Raw genomic sequence first — 17,493 nt, 5'->3', positions numbered from 1 at the left:
GGACGCGGCGACCGGGGAGGACCGGCGGCTGATGGGACACCGCGACTCATGGGACACGACGACCGGGTGAAGGGCTGACGAGATGGGACTCAACGACCGCATCGCCCGGCGGCGCGTGGACGCCGTACCGCGGCAGACCGCCGAACGGGCGCCGGGCGCCGACGGGACCGGGGCCGGAGGCGGGGCCGTGCCGGTCCGGGTCCCCGACCCGCTGGCCGAGGTGCGCCGCCGGGTGCACCAGGCGCTGCTGGACGTGCTCGGCCCGCAGATGTACGCCGACGTGGGCGGTGACGACGACCTGCGGCGGCGGGTGCGCGAGACCATCGGCGAGGTGCTGGCGGGCGAGGAGACGCCGCTGACGGCCGCCGACCGGGCCCGCATCGCCGACGAGGTCGCCGACGACATCCTCGGGCACGGCCCGCTGGAGCCGCTGCTGCGCGACCCCGACGTCAGCGAGATCATGGTCAACGGCCCGAACCTGATCTTTGTGGAGCGGTCCGGGCGCATCGAGGAGGTCGAGACGCGCTTCGCCGACGACGCCCACCTGCGGCGCGTCATCGACCGCATCGTCTCGCGGGTCGGCCGGCACGTCGACGAGGCCAGCCCCATGGTCGACGCCCGTCTGCCCGACGGCAGCCGGGTCAACGCGGTGGTCAGCCCCATCGCGCTGGACGGCTCCCTGCTGACCATCCGCAAGTTCTCCGCCGACCCCTACACCGTCGAGGACCTGATCTCCTTCGGCACGTTCACCCGGCCGGTTGCCGACGTGCTGGAGGCGTGCGTGCGGGGCCGCCTCGACATGGTCATCAGCGGCGGCACCGGCTCCGGCAAGACCACCACGCTCAACGTGCTGTCGAGCTTCGTGCCCTCCGGCGAGCGCATCGTCACCATCGAGGACGCCGCCGAGCTGCAGCTGCGCCAGAAGCACGTGCTGCGCCTGGAGTCGCGCCCGGCCAACACCGAGGGCCGGGGCGAGGTCACCATCCGCGACCTGGTCCGCAACGCGCTGCGGATGCGCCCGGACCGCATCGTCGTCGGCGAGGTCCGCGACGGCGCCGCCCTCGACATGCTCCAGGCCATGAACACCGGTCACGACGGCTCGCTGACCACCGTGCACGCCAACACCCCGCGTGACACGCTGGCCCGGCTGGAGACGATGGTGCTGATGGCCGGGGTGGACCTGCCCGCGCGGGCCATCCGGGAGCAGATCGCCTCCGCCATCGACGTGATCGTCCAGGTGACCCGGATGAAGGACGGCGTGCGCCGGATCACCCATGTCACCGAGGTGACCGGCATGGAGGGCGAGGTGGTCACCCTCCAGGACATCTTCGTGTTCGACTACCGGGCGGGCATGGACGAAAACGGCCGCTACCGGGGCACGCTGGTGCCCACCGGGCTGCGGCCGCGCTTCCTCGACGAGATCGCCAAGGCGGGCATCACCGTCCCGCCGGGCAGCTTCGGCGGCGCGTGGTGAGGCCGACGGGGCCCGTGCCCGCCGCCGCGCTGGCGGCCCTGCTCGCCCTCCTGCTGACCGCCGCCCTCGCCACGGCTCCCGCCGCCCTCGCCGCGGTGCCTTCAGCTCTCGCCGCGGCGCCGGTGGCGTGGGCCGACGGTGAACCGTCGCTGGCGGCGAGCGCCGTGCGGGCCGCCCCCGGCCAGGCGGAGTTCTACCTGACCGCGCGGGATCTGCCGCCGGGCGCGTCCCTGGAGACGGCGCGGATCACCGTGCGCGCCGGGGGCACGCCGCTGCCGGTCACCGCCGAACCCGCCACGGGCGGCACGGGCGGCACGGGGAACGGCGGAGGGCCCGGCGCGCGGGCCCCGGTCAGATCCGTGGTGATCGTCTTCGACGCCAGCCTCTCGATGGCCGGCCCGCCGCTGGCCCAGGCCCAGGACGCCGCGCTGCGCTACGCCGGCGCCGTCCCCGCCGACGTGCGGCTCGGCCTGGTCAGGATCGGCGACCGGGCCGAGACCGTGCTGGCGCCCACCGCCGACCGCGCGGCCTTCGCCGCGGCGGTCCGCGGTCTGCGGGCGGCGGGCGCCACCGCCCTGTACGACGCGGTCGCCGAGGCGCACGCGTTGCTGTCACGGGAGGAGGAGGGGGACCGGCGGATGCTGGTGCTGTCCGACGGCTCCGACACCTCCTCGCAGAGCGGCCTGGAGACCCTGGCCAGGCGGTTGAGCCGGGACGGGGCCGTCGTCGAGGTGGTGGCGTTCGGCGATCGGGCCGACGTCGCCGCGCTGAGCCGCCTCGCCTTCGCCGGAGGGGGGAAGGTTCGCCGCGCGTCCCAGGGCGGGGAACTGGCCGCGGCGTTCCTGTCGGCCGCCGCCGGGTTCTCCCCGCCGGTGCGGGTCACCGTACGGGTGCCGGGAGAGCTGGCCGGCCGGACCGCGCGCCTGACGGTCGAGGCACGCGCGGGCACCCCGGCCGCCGCTCCTTCCGCCGCCCCCGCGCCGGCGGACACGCCCACCCCCACGCCGGCGGACACGCCCGCCCCCGCGCCTGAGGACACGCCCGCCTCCACGGCCACCGGCTGGGCGGCGAGCACGACCGTCCAGGTGACCTTCGCCGCCGACCCGCGCCCGGACGGCGGCGGCGCACCCCCGGCCGCCGTCGCGGTCACCGGGCCGCCGGACTGGCTGTACCCGGCGGGCGGCGGCGCGCTGCTGGCCTCCCTGGCGCTGGCGGCCGCGGCGCTGACCCGGCCCCGCCGGGGCCTGGGGGGCGGGCGGCTGGCCCAGCTGGAGCGGTTCACGCTGGGCCGGGCCGCGCCCGCGGGCGGCACGGGCGCGGGGGCCCTGGGTGAGGCGGCGCTCGCGCTCACCGAGAAGGTGGTGCGCGCCCGGGGCAGGCACGAGCGCCTGACCATCGAGCTGGAGCAGGCCGGGATGAAGCTGCTGCCGCACGAGTGGACGCTGCTGCGGCTGGGTGTGGCGTTCGGCGCGACGGTCCTGTTCGGCCTGCTGCTCTCACCCGTCGCCGGGCTCCTGCTCGGTCCCGTTCCGGCCTGGGCGGCCTGCGCCTTCTACCGGCGCCACCGCGCCGCCCAGCGCTCGCGCCGCTTCGCCGAGCAGCTCCCGGACGCGCTGCAGCTGGTCGTCGGCTCGCTGCGGTCGGGGTTCTCCCTCGGGCAGGCGCTGGCGGCGCTGGTACGGGAGTCGGCCGAGCCGGTCAGCACCGAGTTCGGCCGGGCCCTGGCCGAGACCAGGATCGGCGTGGACCTGGAGGACGCCCTGGAGAAGGCGGCCGAGCGCACCGCCTGCCGGGACCTGTCGTGGCTGGTGATGGCCATCCGCATCCAGCGGGAGGTGGGCGGCAACCTGGCCGAGATCATGGCCACCGCGGTGGACACCATGCGCGAGCGCGCCCGGCTCCGCCGCCACGTGCGCGCCCTGACCGCCGAGGGCCGCCTGTCGGCGTACGTGCTGATCGCGCTGCCCATCGGCGTCGGCGGCTGGATGTTCCTCATCCGCGGCGAGTACGTGCGTCCCCTCTACACCGAGCCGCTGGGCATCGTCCTGCTGGTCGCCGCCGTGCTGCTGGTCGCCTTCGGGGCCTTCTGGATGAGCCGCCTGATCAAGGTGGAGGTCTGAGCCGGTGCGACTGCTGCTGCTGATGGGCGGGCTGACGGCGCTGTCGGCCGCCGGTGTGCTGCTGGTGCGGGTGCTGACGATGGGCCGTTCCGGGCGGCGGGTGGATCCGGGGCGGCTGGAGTCGATCGAGCGTGTGTACGGCGCGGGCGGCGCCGTACGGGAGGCGGCCCAGGAGCCGTTCACCGACCGGGTGCTGCGCCCGCTGGCCGGTCGGTTCGGCACGCTCGCCCGCAGGCTCACCCCCGCCGGCATGGTCGCCCGGATGAACCGCTCGCTCACCTACGCGGGCAACCCGCCGAAGTGGCCGGTCGAGCGGGTCATGCAGGCCAAGGGGCTGGGCCTGCTGGCGGGCGGTTTCGTCGGCCTGCTGTACGGCTCCGGCCTGGGCGGCGCGCTGACGCTCCTGGGCCCCGGGCTGGGCGCGGCGGCCGGGTTCCTCCTGCCGGACCTGCTGGTCTACAACCTCGGCGTGCGCCGCCAGCAGGAGGTCGCCAGGACGCTGCCGGACATCCTCGACATGCTGACCGTCAGCGTGGAGGCCGGGCTGGGCTTCGACGCCGCCGTGGCGCAGGTGCGCGCCAACGCCGAGGGCCCGATGGCGGCGGAGTTCGCCCGGATGCTCCGGGAGATGCAGCTCGGCCAGCCCCGCACCGACGCGCTGCGCGCCCTGGCCGAGCGCACCACGGTGATAGAGCTGCGCGGGTTCTCCTCATCGGTGGTGCAGGCCAGCGAGCTGGGCATCCCGATCGCCAACGTGCTGCGCGAGCAGGCCAGGGAGATGCGGCTGCGCCGCCGCCAGCGCGCGGAGGAGGCGGCCCAGAAGGTCCCCATCAAAATCCTCTTCCCGCTGCTGTTCTGCCTGTTCCCGGCCCTGTTCGTCATCATCATCGGCCCCGGCGTCCTGCGCATCATGGACCTGTTCGGCACCTGACGACGTACACCTAGATCTGGATTCCGCGGCGGGCCAGGACTGCGGTCGTCCTGCCGCCGCGTCCCGGGGTCCCGTCCGGACCCCGGGACGCGCTGCGGCCGTACCGCTCGGCGGACGTCAGGCGGCGTCGAGGGCTGCGGTGATCTTGCGGATCATCTCGGCCATGGTGGGGGTGGGCTCGCCCTTGCGGGCCTGGGCGGCTGCTTCGACGGCGACGGTGACGGTGCTGCGGAAGTTGTCGGCCTCCGCCGGAGCCTGCCGCTTGAGCAGGCTCATGGCCGCCGTCAGGGCCGGCAGCACGCGGTCGGCGAGTTCGGCGGTGGACTTGCCGCCCAGGTCGATGTCCCTGCTCCTGGCGGCGAGCACGTGCCCGACCAGGCCGGTGGCGGAGGTCAGGGCGATGGAGCCCTGGGTGGCGATCCTGTGGGGCGAGCCGGCGGCGTCGGCGGCGGCCAGCAGCGAGACGGCACCGTAGGCGGCGGTGCGCAGGGTGGACTTGTCCTGGTCGGTGAGGGTGACGGACATGATGGCGTGCTCCTTTTACGTGGGGTGCGGAAGTTCTGTGTGCGGTGTGAAAGCCGGTGGGACGAACGGCCCGGTGCCCGGTCGGGCTCCGGTGGGGGTGGGTGTCAGTCGTCGATCGCCTGGTAGAGGGTGGTCCAGAAGTCGTTCATCAGGCGCGCCGGGCTCGGCACGGAGTAGCCGACCTGGGTGAGCAGGATCCCGGTGAGCCGGTTGCGCGGGTCGGCGTAGGCCGAGGTGCCGCTGCCGCCGTCCCAGCCGAACTGGCCGACGGGCGCGTAGTCGCCGCGGTGGGTGCGCACCGCCATCCCCAGCCCCCAGCCGCCCTGCTGCCCCTGGCCGAAGGAGATGTGCACGTTGCCGGTGGCCATGGCGTGCACGGCGGCCTGCTGCTCGGGCGTGAGCCGGTTGGTGGTCATCAGCTCGACGGCGGGCCGGGACAGGATCCGCCTGCCCTCGTGGGTGCCGCCGTTGAGCAGCATCCGGAAGTAGGCGTGGTAGTCGTCGGCGGTGGAGACCAGTCCGCCGCCGCCGCCCTGGAAGGCCGAAGGCTCGCTCCACCGTCCGCCCTTGGCCTCGTCCCACACGAGGAACTCGCCGGTGGCCGGGTCGGGGGCGTACAGGTCCGGCAGCCGGTCGATCTTGTCGGCGGGCACGTGGAAGGCGGTGTCCTTCATCCCCAGCGGCTCGAAGAGGCGCTCGCGCAGGAACTCCTCGAACGACTGGCCGGTGACCCGGGAGACGAGCACGCCGACGAGGTCGTTGCTGATCTGGTACTGCCACCGCTCGCCGGGCTGGTGCATCAGCGGCAGCGTGCCCAGGCGGCGCATCCACTCGTCCGGCTCGGGCTGCGGCTGCGGTCCCGAGGGCGTGAGCCCCTGCTCGAAAATCGCGTTGAAGATCGGCGTGCCCACCGACGTCATGTCCATGCCGAGGCCGAACGTGGAGGTCAGCACGTCCCGCACGGTGATCGGCCGCCGCGCCGGCACGGTGTCGTCCAGCGGGCCGTCGATCCGCTTGAGCACCTGCCGGCCGGCCAGTTCCGGCAGCCACGGCTCCACCAGGTCGTCCAGCCGCAGCCGGCACTCGTCCAGCAACACCATCGCCGCCGCCATCGAGACCGGCTTGGAGGTGGAGGCCATCCGGAAGATCGTGTCCCGGCGCATCGGCGCGCCGCCGTCGTGCCGCATCGTGCCCAGCGTCTCGACGTGCGTCTGACCGTCCCGGCTGACCAGGGCGACCAGCCCGGGGATCTTCCCGGACTCGACGTGCCGTGCCAGCACCTCACGCAGCCTGCGCAGGCCCGCTCCGGAGAAGCCGCTGTTGCCGGTTCCCATCCTGAATCTCCTTCACATTCGGTCTTAAGGGTGGTCCGGTTCGCGGCCCGGGGGCCGCGATCGCTGAACCGTTCATGGCGCCTACTGTCGCCGGCCGCTCTGATACCGGGCTGTCGCCGTACTGACGCGGCCGCTGACACGCCACCGCGTTTGCCGGAACGGCAACCTTTCTTGTCGGATTGGCGGGTCGCGTCGCACCCTGGGCTCGGATGCTGAGCGAAAGGAAACGCGTGGTGGACGAGACCGTGATGGGCGGGGCATACGACGTGGTGGTGGTCGGCGGCGGGGCGGCCGGGCTCGGCGGGGCCCTGGCGCTGGCGCTGGCGCGGCGGTCGGTGCTGGTGGTCGACGCCGGGCGGCCGCGCAACGCGCCCGCCGGGCACGTGCACAACTACCTGACCCGGGAGGGCACGCCACCGGCCGAGCTGGTGGCGGCCGGGCGCGAGGAGGTGACCCGGTACGGCGGTGAGATCGTCAGCGGGGACGTCGAGACCGCGGTGCGCGACGGCGACGGTTTCCTGGTGACGCTGGACGGCGGGCGGAGTGTGCGGGCGCGGCGCCTGCTGGTGGCGACCGGGCTCGTCGACGAGCTTCCCGAGGTGCCGGGGGTCGCCGGGCGGTGGGGCCGCGACGTCCTGCACTGTCCGTACTGCCACGGCTGGGAGGTGCGCGACCGGCGGATCGGCGTGCTGGCCACCGGGCCGCTGGCCCTGCACCAGGCGCACCTGTGGCGGCAGTGGAGCCCGCACGTGCTGTTGCTGCTGCACGAGAGCCCCGCGCCGGACGCCGAGGAGGCCGAGCGGCTCGCGGCCCGCGGGATCACCGTCGTGGACGGCCCGGTCGCGGGGCTGGAGGTCGACGGTGACGCGCTCACCGGGGTACGGCTCGCCTCGGGCGAGGTCGTCGCGCTGGACGCGGTGGTCGTCACGCCGCGCTTCACCCCCCGCGCCGGCTTGCTGGAGTCGCTGGGGATCAAGCCGGTCGACCTGGAGGTGGACGGCGGCGTCATCGGCAGCCAGATCCCGGCGGACGCGAACGGGGCCACCTCCGTGCCCGGCGTGTGGGTGGCGGGCAACGTCACCGACGCGCGCGCCCAGGTGATCACGTCGGCCGCGGCGGGCCTGACGGCGGCCGGAGCGATCAACGCCGATCTCGTCGCCGAGGACATCCGCGAGGCGGTCGAGGACTACCGGCACCGGGTGCGCACGATGTTCGAGCAGGACGCCTGGGAGGAGCGCTACCGCGCCCGCCCGGAGATCTGGAGCGGGCGCCCGAACCCGCAGCTCGTCGCCGAGGCCGCGGGGCTGGCCCCGGGCCGGGCGCTCGACGTCGGCAGCGGCGAGGGCGCCGACGCCGTCTGGCTGGCCGAGAGGGGCTGGCGGGTGACCGCGGCCGACATCTCCGCCACCGCGCTGGAGCGGGCCGCCGCCCGCGCGGAGCGGGCCGGTGCGCAGGTCGCAGGCCGCATCGACTGGGTGCACGCGGACCTGCGCGCCGAGCCGCCCGCCGAGGGCGCCTACGACCTGGTGTCGTCGCAGTTCATGCACCTGCCGGGCGAGGCGCGCCGGGAGCTGTTCGCCCGGCTGGCCGCCGCGGTGGCCCCGGGCGGAACCCTGCTGATCGTCGGGCACCACCCGTCCGACCTGCGGACCACGGCCCGCCGGATGCACTTCCCGGACATGATGTTCACCGCCGAGGAGGTCGCGGCCTCCCTCGACCCCGCCGCCTGGAAGGTGCTGGCCGCCGAGGCGCGCCCGCGCACCGCGCAGGACCCCGAGGGCCGCGACGTCACCATCCACGACGCCGTCCTGGTGGCCCGCCGCAGGTGAGCGGGTCCGCGGCCCGCGGGCCGCGGCAGGGCGGAAACGGCGAGAAACGGTGAGGAAACGCCGCCGACCCCGCCGGGAGGGATCCCGGCGGGGTCGGCGACGTCTGTGGGTCGGTGTGCGGGTCGCCTCTCGGCGAAAGGCACAACGCGGCTCCAGCCGTACGGTAATCCGCGAAGGCAAATTAGGTGAGGCCCGGGGACACCGGACACACCGTCCACGGAGAGGTGTAACGGCCGCCCCGCGCGGGATGTTCCCGTCCCGTGCCCTTCTTTTCCACGAGCGGGCGGAAGGGGCCCCGAGGAGCCGCGAGGGTCAGCCGGCCAGGGCCAGGGAGGGGCTGCCCGGGGTGGGGCCGGCCAGGACCCAGCGGCCGCGGCCGCCGCGCTTGGCCTGGTACATGGCGACGTCGGCGGCGCGGATCAGATCGCCGGGGGAGGTGATGCCGCCGGTGTAGACGGCGATGCCGACGCTGGTGCCCACGCGCAGTTCGTGGCCGTGGTAGTCGACCGGTTCGGTGACGACGGCCAGCAGCCGCTCGGCCAGGGCGGTGATCTCGGAGATGTCCGCGGGGCCCGGGCACAGCAGGGCGAACTCGTCGCCACCGAGCCGCGCCACCAGGTCCTCCTCCCGTACGGCGCCGCGCAGCCGGTTGCCGATCTCGACGAGCAGGGCGTCGCCGGCCTCGTGGCCGTGGGTGTCGTTGACCGCCTTGAAGCCGTCCAGGTCCAGATAGAGCAGGACGTCGCCGGTGACGCACTCCTCCAGGCGGGCCAGGATGGTGCGCCGGTTGGCCAGGCCGGTGAGCGGGTCGTAGGAGGCCTGGTAGCTCAGCAGCCGCTCGGCGCGTTCCTGCTGGCGCACCGCGGTGGTGAAGCGGGTCAGCACGAAGCTGCTGGCGGCGACGGTGGCGGTCAGCAGGGCCAGGCGCTCACCGGTGGAGCCCGAGCCCTCGGCCACGGCGATGGCCGGGGCGGTCAGCAGGGCCAGGCCGAGGAAGACGATGCGGGCCGGGTGCAGGGTGCGGGTCCGGCGGCCGGGGCGGACCAGCTCGTCGCGGTCGGCCCGGAGCATGGTGATCACCATCAGCGCGTTGGCGAAGAAGATGATCCCGCTGACGAAGACGACGATCGACTCGTACTGCCACAGCACGCGCCCGACGTCGGCGAGGAGCCGGCCGAAGCCGGCCACGATCATCAGCCAGGTGGGGACGCCCCGCACGCCCGGCGACAGCACCAGCAGCACCACCGCCGCCATGACCAGCACGTCGCCGATCATGTAGGAGGCGTCCAGCAGGATCTCCGCGGTGTACTGCCCGCCGCTCGCCTTCAGCTCCGGGTCGATCATGACCCGCCACAGGCCGAGCGTCGCGGCGGTGGTCAGGGTGAGCATGTCCAGCAGCGGCTCGCGCATCTGCTCGCGGGCCCGCCGCCGGGCCATGATCATGAGTCCGGCGCCGATCGCGGCGTATCCGCCCAGCCACGGGACGTCCATCCAGCCGATGGGCGTCGCCTCCGGCAGGAAGTAGAAGAAGACCGTCATCACCGCATCGCCGGTCAGCAGGAGCGTCTGCCCCAGGGCGATCAGCAGCCAGGGCCGCCGGCCGGCGCGGGTGCCGGAGTCCGCGGCCGGGCGCAGCGCCGCCCACCACGCGGCGGCGCACACGACGGCGTAGCAGCCGAAGTAGACGGCCTCGCCGGTCACGGTGCCGATCGTCATCGTGATGAGGACGCCGGCCAGCGCCGCGGCCGCCACGAGCCACCAGGTGCGGAGAACGGTCATATTCCTGTGATCGGATGATCACTGTATGAAATGAGTAATTCTCCAGGAGATGACCTGGGATCTCCTTCGTACTCCGAGGACGTCTCCTCGTCGCCGTCGCCGTCGCCGTCGCCGTCGCCGTCGCATCGTCATCGCATCGCGGATGTATCAACCCGGACCGGCATGCTTGTCTCATACCGGAAACGATGAAGGAGCGCACGATGAGCAGCACCGCCGGCAGCGCCTACGAGGGGTTCACCGCCGAGGAGCGGGCCGCGATGAAGGAGCACGCCAAGGAGCTGAAGAAGACGGCGGCGCGCCGCAGCGCGGCTGACAAGGCCGCCGAGGCGGCGCGGGACGTGCTGGCGAAGATCGCCGGGATGGGGGAGGCGGACCGCGTCCTGGCCGAGCGCGTGCACGCCGTCGTCACCGCCACCGCCCCGGCCCTGGCGCCGAAGCTCTGGTACGGCATGCCCGCCTACGCGCTGGACGGCAGGATCGTCTGCCACTTCCAGCCGGCGGAGAAGTTCAAGACCCGCTATGCGACGTTCAGCTTCAGCGACCCGGCTCAGCTGGACGACGGCGCGATGTGGCCGGTCTCCTTCGCCCTGACCGAGGTCACGGACGAGGTCGAGGCGCGCATCGCCGCGCTGGTGAAGCAGGCGTTGGGCTGAGACCCGCCCGGCTCAGGCGGACCCGCACCCCCTTGCGCGCGACCCCGGACGGGAGACGCCGGACGGGAGGTGTCAGCGGAACGCCCCGGTGGAGGCCCCCTGGACGCGCGGACGCCCCGCCGATCACCTGTGATCGGCGGGGCGTCCGCCACGGGGCCCTCAGGCGCTACGAGCGCTACGGGCGCTCAGGCCGGGGCGCCGGCCGTACCTCTCAGGCGTGCTGGGCGGCCGGGACCGGGACGGTCGTGTCGGCCGCGCGGCGCGCGTCCAGGGCGAGCATCAGGCGGTCCTGAAGCTTGAAGGTGCCCACGATGAGGTTGCGGTAGGCGCCGGCCAGCGTGTCCGGCGGCGGCTCGAACGCCTCGTCGTCGAGTTCGATGACCTCGCCGATCCGGTCCACGAGCAGGCTCACCCACTCGTCGTCGACCGAGACGATCACGTTCATCGCCGGGACGTTCAGGTCCCGCGGCGGCAGGCCGAGCTGGACCCGCAGGTCCACCGCGTCGATGACCTGACCACGCAGGTTGAACAGGCCGCCGACCGAGGTCGGCGCGAGCGGGACGCGGGTGTACTCGTGGAAGCGCAGGACCTCCTGGACCTGGGCCACGTCCACCCCGAACAGCTGGTCGGCCACCTCGAAGGTGGCGTACTGGCGGCTGGGCATTGTCAGGCTCCCACCATCGAGTTGGTGATTTCGGACATCTCTGTGTAGAACCGCGGGTCGGCGGCGAGGATCGCCCGCCGCACGTCCAGCAGCTCGGTGACGCGCTGCTGGATGACGGCCGAACCGGTCAGGCCGTCGTCGTCCAGGTCGCTGCGGGCCTCGATGTGGTCCTCGACGATGTCGACGATCTGCTCGACGACCAGGGCGACGCTGCGGCCCCGCTCGGTGTAGACGACCGCCGGGACCGTCTCGCTCTCGTGCACGTCGTAGCAGCCCAGCAGCGAGGCCAGGCGGATGACCGGCAGGATGTGGTCGCGGTACTGCACGACCTCCCGGCTGCCGACCCGCTCGATGCGCTCGACCGGGAACTCCTCCAGGCGGGTGACCATGTCCAGCGGGATCGCCACCCGGCGCTCGCCGATGCCGGCGATGAGCAGGCGCTCGATGCTGCCGCCGCGAGGACGGTTGTCGACCTGGTCCAGCTGCGCGCGCTCGGCGGCCTCGGCGGCCAGGTGCGAGCGGCGGGCCAGCGAGGCGATGTCGAGGATCAGCGCGACCTTGCCGTCACCGACGATGGTGGAGCCGGCGTAGACGCCGACGTCCTTCATCCGGCCGCTGAGCGGCTTGACGACGATCTCCTCGGTGTTGAGGACCCGGTCCACCACCAGGCCGAAGCGGCGGCCGTCGGCCTGCAGCACCGCGATGTAGACGTCGCGGTCGCTGTTGCGCACCGGCAGGCCCAGCGTCTCGTCCAGCCGGACCAGCGGCAGCAGCTTGCCGCGCAGCCGGTAGACCGGCGCGCCCGACACGTGCTCGATCGCCTGGCCGGACTGGCCGTCGACGAACACCAGCTCGTCCACGCCGACCTGCGGGATGGCGTAGCGCTCGGCGCCGCACTCCACGGTGAGGGCCTGGATGATCGCCAGCGTGAGCGGGATGGTCAGCCGCCACGTGGTGCCCTTGCCCAGCGTCGAGTCGACGTCGACGGTGCCGCCGATCTGCTCGATGTTGGTCTTGACCACGTCCATGCCGACACCGCGGCCGGAGACGTTGGTGACCTTCTTGGCGGTGGAGAAACCGGGCCGGAAGACCAGGCTGATGATCTCGCGGGACTCCATCCGGGCGAGCTGGTCGCGGGTGACGACGCCGCGGTCCAGCGCCGTCTGCGCCACCCGCTCGACGTCGATGCCCGCACCGTCGTCCTTGATCTCCACGATGACGTGGCCGCCCTCGTGGTAGGCGCGCAGCGTCAGGGTGCCCTGGCCGGGCTTGCCCTTGGCGACGCGCTCCTCGACGGTCTCGATGCCGTGGTCCACCGCGTTGCGCACCAGGTGCGTCAGCGGGTCCTTGACGGCCTCCAGGAGGCTGCGGTCGAGCTCGGTCTCCTTGCCCTCCATCGCCAGCGCGACCTGCTTGCCGAGCGAGCCGCTGAGGTCGCGCACGACGCGCGGCAGCTTCGACCAGATGTGGTCGATGGGCTGCATACGCGTCTTCATGACGCTCTCCTGCAGCTCGCTGGTGATGAGGTTCAGCCGCTGGGTGGTACGCGCCAGCACCGGGTCGGAGATGTCGTTGACGCCCCGGACGATCTGGTTGCGGGTCAGCACCAGCTCACCGACCAGACGCATCAGCGTGTCGAGCAGGTCGACGTCGACGCGGATGGAGCTGTCGGCGATGCTGCGCTTGGTGTTCTGGCCGGACTCCTCGGCCGCGGGCTCGCGCACCGGCGCCGCGGGCTTGGCCACGGCCGGTGCGGCCGCTACGGCCGGCGCCGGGACCTCGGGGGCCTGCGCGGCGACCTCGACGGCCTTCACCGGGGCCTCGGGGGCCTTGGGTGCTTCCGCGGCCGGCTCCGGCGCGACCGGGGCCTTGCTCTTGGCGGACCGGGACCTGGCGGGCTTGGCCGGCTTGGCCTCCGGCGCGGGCGCCTCGGCCTTGGGCGCCGACGGGTCCTCGATGCAGGCCGTCACCATGGCGATGACCGACTCGACGTCGACGTCTCCCTCGCCGCCGGTCTCCTCGATCGACTCCAGCAGCTTGCGCACGGTGTCGACCATGGCCAGCAGGGCGTCCGCGCTGGCGGGGTTCATCTGCTGGGCACCGTCACGCAGACGGGACAGCAGGGACTCGCCGGCGTGGGTCAGCGTCTCCAGGCGGTGGAACGCCAGGAAACCACTCGTGCCCTTAATGGTGTGGATTGTCCGGAAAATGCTGGAGAGCATCTCCCGGGAGCCGGGATCCTGCTCAAGAGCCACCAAGTCCCGATCCAGCTGATCCAGGTTCTCATGGCTCTCGACCAGGAACTCCTGGATGATGTCGCCCAACTCGTCCACGACGTTCCTCTCCCTCTCTCATAAGGCAGCCATTTCATCGGCGATCGCCCACGCCACCTGAGGAACTCTGCGAAACCCGGCACACACCCCACAGCACGCACCCCCGTTTTCCTCAGCACCGCCCCCCGGCCGCCGATGCGAAGACATCGAGCTTCCAGCTCCAGCCCGCGACAGGCCCACACCCGTCGCCCGAAGCGGCAAGGACGCCGCACACGGGGGAGCACCCGGGCACCACGGAAGGGACAGACGATGCTCCGTATCGGCACGCCTCGACCACGCAGAACACTCCGCGCGACGACCACCGCCGCCCTGCTGTCCTTCGCCCTCCTCGGCGGGACCGCCGCAGCCGCCGAAGCGAACGCCGCCCCGGCCCCCCAGCCCGGCACCGTCCGCAAACCCGCCGGAAAACTCATCTCCGGCCAGTACATCGTGGTCCTGAAGAACGGCACCGCCACCGCGACCACCACCGCCGTGCGCAAGCAGGCCGGCACCCTCACCACCCGCCGCGGCGGCAAGGTCTCCCGCACCTTCGCCGGAGGCCTCAAGGGCTTCACCGTACGGGCCTCCGAAACCCAGGCCCGCCTCCTGGCCGGCGACCCCTCCGTCGCCTACGTCGAGCAGGACGCCGTCATCCACGCCACCGACGTCCAGACCGACCCCACCTGGGGCCTGGACCGCCTCGACCAGCGCGCCGGCACCCTCGACCGCTCCTACACCTACCCCTCGACCGCCGCCGGCGTCGACGTCTACGTCATCGACACCGGCATCCGCCCCGGCCACACCGACTTCGGCGGCCGCGTCACCGGCGGCGTCGACACCGTCGGCGACGGCCGCGGCACCGGCGACTGCAACGGCCACGGCACCCACGTCGCCGCCACCATCGCCGGCCAGACCTGGGGTGTCGCCAAGGGCGCCGACCTGCACCCCGTCCGCGTCCTCGGCTGCGACGGCAGCGGCTCCCTGTCCGGCGTCATCGCCGGCGTCGACTGGGTCACCCAGAACGCCACCGGCCCCTCCGTCGCCAACATGAGCCTCGGCGGCGGCACCAGCACCGCCCTGGACGACGCCGTCCGCCGCTCCGTCGCCGCCGGCGTCACCTACGTCGTCGCCGCCGGCAACAGCGCCCGCGACGCCTGCACCACCTCCCCGGCCCGCGTCCCCGAGGCCCTCACCGTCGGCGCCACCGCCAACGGCGACAGCCGCGCCTCCTTCTCCAACTACGGCCGCTGCCTGGACCTGTTCGCCCCCGGCGTGAACATCACCTCCGCCTGGAGCACCGGCGACACCGCCACCAAGACCATCAGCGGAACCTCCATGGCCGCCCCGCACGTCGCCGGAGCCGCCGCCCTGCACCTGGCCGCCACCCCCGACGCCACCCCGGCGCAGGTCGCCCAGGCCCTCACCGGCGCCGCCACCCCCGCCGTCGTGCGCAACGCCGGCACCGGCTCACCCGACCTCCTGGCCTACACCGGCACCGAGGCGGTCCCCGAGCCCCCGGCGGCCGAGCCCGAACCGCCCGCCGACACCCACTTCGTCAACGACGTCGACGTGGCACTCACCAAGCGGTGGTACCACGCCTCCACCAGCTCGATCACCGTCAGCGGCATGTCCGGCGGCGCCGGCACCGCCGCCGTCGACGTCACGATCAAGCGGGGCAGCCGCGCCGACCTCGTGATCGACGTGGTCCTGCCCGACGGCCGGACGTTCCTGCTGCGCAAGCTCAACCTGCGCGACCGCGGCGCCGACCTCGACGCCACCTACACCCTCCCCGTCACCGGCCGCGCACTCGACGGCACCTGGAAGCTGCGCGTGCGCACCCTCCTGCCGATGCGCAACAACGGCTACCTCGACACGTGGAGCGTGCGGTTCTCCTGACCGCCGCACCACCCCAGCCGTGCCCGGGGCCTCAGCGATGCCCCGCGGGGTCCCGGGCGCACCAACCACGCCGGACGCAACCGTCCGGCACCCCAAGCGCTACCGGCAGTGAGACCCACGCCACATCCAATGAGAACAAGCGCCGGGCCGAGCAACCCGGACGCCAGACGGACGAGGAGATGACGTTCCGATGAGCATGGAGATCAACAACACCGTCCGAGCCGAGGCACTGGCCCTCGCACCCGTCTCGGCCGGGGCCTCGCTGGACCGCGAGACCGCCGAGACCGCCATCCTGCAGGCGATCGACAAGCACGGCGGCGAGGCCGGCTGCGCCGCGGCCCTCGCCCAGGAGTTCGGCGAGCACCCGGAGTTCGTCTGCGAGCGCATGCGCTGGGCGAGCTCCGTCGTCGGTGCCCTGTACGCCTGACCTGCGACTACTTCCCCCGGAGGAGAGCGCCGCGGCCGGAGAGGCCGTCGCCTGTGCGATCCATTCGCCTTTACATTGTAAAGAAGTGCGGATCGCACAACACCCCGGAGAGGGTCATGCGGCCTTCCCCGGGGAACCTCCCACCCCGCCCCGCACGGCCTCCAGCCGGGCTCTCAGTCCCGCCAGGAGCTCCGGATCGGGCGCGGCCCGGTTCCTTCTGGCCTCGGCCAGCTGCTCGGCCCGCTCCGCCTGCTCTCGCAGCCGGCGGCGGTTCGCCTCCGCCACGGCCTGGGACGGCAGCCGCGCCAGCAGCGTCCCGGAGTCGTCGATCCACGGCGCCAGGCGGTAGCGGATCCAGCCCGGCAGCCAGCGTGGCTCGTCGGTGTATCCCCACGGCCGCCCGTCCGGATTGACGTTGAGCATGTACTTGACGTCGCTGACGGTGGCCCCGGCGCTGAACGAAGACCGTAGCAGCGATCGCAGGTGCTGGGGGGAGATTCTCCGCAGGACGGGGACGTCGTCGCGGAGCCTCCGGCAGGCTTGAAGCATCTGAGACTTGTTTTCCGGCGTTACGGTGCTTGGCCAGGTTCGTTCGGGTGTCGCGGGTGATGTCCCGCTCTGTCCGCTTTCCTCGCGCGCGTATACGGGGCTGATGTTTTCACTTAGAGCAACCATGGAAACACATGGGGTGCAAGTTACCTCCACAGGAAGATCCGCCGGAGGCTTCGCGGGGAGGACCTCCACCGGCCACGGCACGTCCTGCCAGGGCTCCTCTGCGAGGGTCTGAGGCGTCGGATGGGTCGTGGAGGTCAGCCGCTCCAGTTCCTCGAAGTCCATGGCGTCCAGGACGGCCCTGGGGACGGTCAGGACGTACTGGGCGGCGAGGTTGCCGAGCCCGTCGTCGACGCGTCCGCCCCGGCAGCCGGGGCGGTGGCGCGGGGTCGAGCCGGAGACGAGCGTGTGGAGCAGGCCGCGCTCCCTGAGCCAGCGCAGCCGGTCGGCGAAGGTCCGGCGGGAGACTCCGGCCTTGGCCGCCAGCAGCTCCCAGGTGGCGCCCTTGCGCGGTGAGGTGACCATGTCGGAGTCGACGTGCAGGAGCAGTTGCCAGACCACGGCCGTGGTGTTGCGCCACCAGTCGGCGCGGCGGCCGGCGGCGTCGGGGTGGGACTGGATGACGTGCAGCCAGAGCACCAGGGTGGGCACCCGGATGAGGGTGTCCGGAATGAGGCCGTCCGGCATTACCGTGGCTGGAACACATTTAGGGCCCGTTTTACGGAAAACAGGCGTAGTCGTACGAAGACTGATATCGCGTGAGGCGGGGCGGGACACGCGGAAGGCGCGATTTTCGCGTGTAGGTGGCCGACCCGGGGACCTGTCGTCTATGGTGGTCTCCAGTTGTTTGCTACAGCGACAGGCATGACAAGGGCCCGGCCGTCGTGGCCAGGTGTTATGCGATGTCCTGTGGTTTGGGGGAAGTCCCTCGCGCAAAGGTTTCTCAGGCCAACAGCGCGGGGGCTTCCGCGTTTATGCGGTCGCCGACTGGCGGCGA

13 protein-coding genes are annotated in these 17,493 nt (G+C 72.9%); 7 read left to right on the top strand and 6 right to left on the bottom strand.

The features are described from left to right. Positions 1-82 precede the first annotated feature (82 nt). From IEZ08_RS25595 to IEZ08_RS25585, 3 genes are read left to right on the top strand one after another with little or no spacing between them, the layout of a single operon-like run. Positions 83-1,474 carry a TadA family conjugal transfer-associated ATPase gene (locus IEZ08_RS25595; protein ID WP_189243136.1) on the top strand — a complete coding sequence of 464 codons (1,392 nt, stop codon included), beginning with the start codon at positions 83-85 and terminating at the stop codon, positions 1,472-1,474. Then, positions 1,468-3,594: a type II secretion system F family protein gene (locus tag IEZ08_RS25590; RefSeq protein ID WP_189243135.1), complete on the top strand. Its 2,127-nt coding sequence runs from the start codon at positions 1,468-1,470 to the stop codon at positions 3,592-3,594. Before IEZ08_RS25595 ends, IEZ08_RS25590 begins: the two co-directional genes overlap by 7 nt. 4 nt (positions 3,595-3,598) lie before the next feature. Next, positions 3,599-4,525: a type II secretion system F family protein gene (locus tag IEZ08_RS25585; RefSeq protein WP_141703767.1), complete on the top strand. Its 927-nt coding sequence runs from the start codon at positions 3,599-3,601 to the stop codon at positions 4,523-4,525. 117 nt (positions 4,526-4,642) lie between these two features. Here IEZ08_RS25585 and IEZ08_RS25580 read toward each other — a convergent pair whose 3' ends face one another. After that, positions 4,643-5,050: a hypothetical protein gene (locus IEZ08_RS25580; RefSeq protein ID WP_068922312.1), complete on the bottom strand. Its 408-nt coding sequence runs from the start codon at positions 5,048-5,050 to the stop codon at positions 4,643-4,645. Positions 5,051-5,154: 104 nt separating this feature from the next. Further along, on the bottom strand, positions 5,155-6,384 hold the full coding sequence (locus tag IEZ08_RS25575; protein WP_189243134.1) for a serine hydrolase domain-containing protein: 1,230 nt from the start codon (positions 6,382-6,384) through the stop codon (positions 5,155-5,157). A gap of 233 nt (positions 6,385-6,617) precedes the next feature. Here IEZ08_RS25575 and IEZ08_RS40530 point away from each other — a divergent pair, with 233 nt between their 5' ends. Then, complete coding sequence (locus IEZ08_RS40530) at positions 6,618-8,213, top strand: FAD-dependent oxidoreductase (RefSeq protein ID WP_307815634.1); 1,596 nt, start codon at positions 6,618-6,620, stop codon at positions 8,211-8,213. Positions 8,214-8,525: 312 nt separating this feature from the next. On the opposite strand, the gene IEZ08_RS25565 is transcribed toward IEZ08_RS40530, so the two are convergent. Continuing rightward, positions 8,526-9,992, bottom strand: coding sequence for a GGDEF domain-containing protein (locus IEZ08_RS25565; protein ID WP_068922310.1), 1,467 nt, complete (start codon positions 9,990-9,992; stop codon positions 8,526-8,528). A gap of 200 nt (positions 9,993-10,192) precedes the next feature. Here IEZ08_RS25565 and IEZ08_RS25560 point away from each other — a divergent pair, with 200 nt between their 5' ends. Next, a complete protein-coding gene (locus IEZ08_RS25560) occupies positions 10,193-10,645 on the top strand; it encodes an iron chaperone (protein WP_068922309.1) in 453 nt (150 codons plus the stop codon). Positions 10,646-10,856: 211 nt separating this feature from the next. Here the strand turns inward: IEZ08_RS25560 and IEZ08_RS25555 are convergent, their stop codons facing one another. Together IEZ08_RS25555 and IEZ08_RS25550 are read right to left on the bottom strand one after the other, a co-directional pair. Continuing rightward, positions 10,857-11,309 (bottom strand): chemotaxis protein CheW, encoded by a 453-nt coding sequence (locus tag IEZ08_RS25555; protein ID WP_068922308.1) that lies wholly within the window; start codon positions 11,307-11,309, stop codon positions 10,857-10,859. Positions 11,310-11,311: 2 nt separating this feature from the next. Beyond that, positions 11,312-13,642, bottom strand: a complete 2,331-nt coding sequence (locus IEZ08_RS25550) for a chemotaxis protein CheW (protein ID WP_189243133.1) — start codon at positions 13,640-13,642, stop codon at positions 11,312-11,314. 249 nt (positions 13,643-13,891) lie between these two features. Here IEZ08_RS25550 and IEZ08_RS25545 point away from each other — a divergent pair, with 249 nt between their 5' ends. Together IEZ08_RS25545 and IEZ08_RS25540 are read left to right on the top strand one after the other, a co-directional pair. Further along, entirely contained in the window at positions 13,892-15,517 is a 1,626-nt protein-coding gene (locus IEZ08_RS25545; protein ID WP_189243132.1) for a S8 family peptidase, read from the top strand. A 190-nt stretch (positions 15,518-15,707) separates the two neighbouring features. Then, positions 15,708-15,944: a hypothetical protein gene (locus IEZ08_RS25540; protein ID WP_068922306.1), complete on the top strand. Its 237-nt coding sequence runs from the start codon at positions 15,708-15,710 to the stop codon at positions 15,942-15,944. 114 nt (positions 15,945-16,058) lie between these two features. On the opposite strand, the gene IEZ08_RS25535 is transcribed toward IEZ08_RS25540, so the two are convergent. Next, positions 16,059-17,147, bottom strand: coding sequence for a hypothetical protein (locus IEZ08_RS25535; RefSeq protein ID WP_189243131.1), 1,089 nt, complete (start codon positions 17,145-17,147; stop codon positions 16,059-16,061). Positions 17,148-17,493: the final 346 nt, after the last annotated feature.

The organism is Planobispora rosea (assembly GCF_014648175.1).
GTDB classification, from domain to species: domain Bacteria; phylum Actinomycetota; class Actinomycetes; order Streptosporangiales; family Streptosporangiaceae; genus Planobispora; species Planobispora rosea.
Note: the sequence above shows the minus strand (reverse complement) of the source record. Positions and strands in the feature narration are given on the sequence as shown.

Bases quoted from the DNA above. Each gene is read 5' to 3' on its own strand.
- IEZ08_RS25560 (WP_068922309.1), top strand. From the start codon at position 10,193: ATGAGCAGCACCGCCGGCAGCGCCTACGAGGGGTTCACCGCCGAGGAG.
- IEZ08_RS25555 (WP_068922308.1), bottom strand. From the start codon at position 11,309: ATGCCCAGCCGCCAGTACGCCACCTTCGAGGTGGCCGACCAGCTGTTC.
- IEZ08_RS25540 (WP_068922306.1), top strand. From the start codon at position 15,708: ATGAGCATGGAGATCAACAACACCGTCCGAGCCGAGGCACTGGCCCTC.
- IEZ08_RS25580 (WP_068922312.1), bottom strand. From the start codon at position 5,050: ATGTCCGTCACCCTCACCGACCAGGACAAGTCCACCCTGCGCACCGCC.
- IEZ08_RS25575 (WP_189243134.1), bottom strand. From the start codon at position 6,384: ATGGGAACCGGCAACAGCGGCTTCTCCGGAGCGGGCCTGCGCAGGCTG.
- IEZ08_RS25565 (WP_068922310.1), bottom strand. From the start codon at position 9,992: ATGACCGTTCTCCGCACCTGGTGGCTCGTGGCGGCCGCGGCGCTGGCC.
- IEZ08_RS25595 (WP_189243136.1), top strand. From the start codon at position 83: ATGGGACTCAACGACCGCATCGCCCGGCGGCGCGTGGACGCCGTACCG.
- IEZ08_RS25545 (WP_189243132.1), top strand. From the start codon at position 13,892: ATGCTCCGTATCGGCACGCCTCGACCACGCAGAACACTCCGCGCGACG.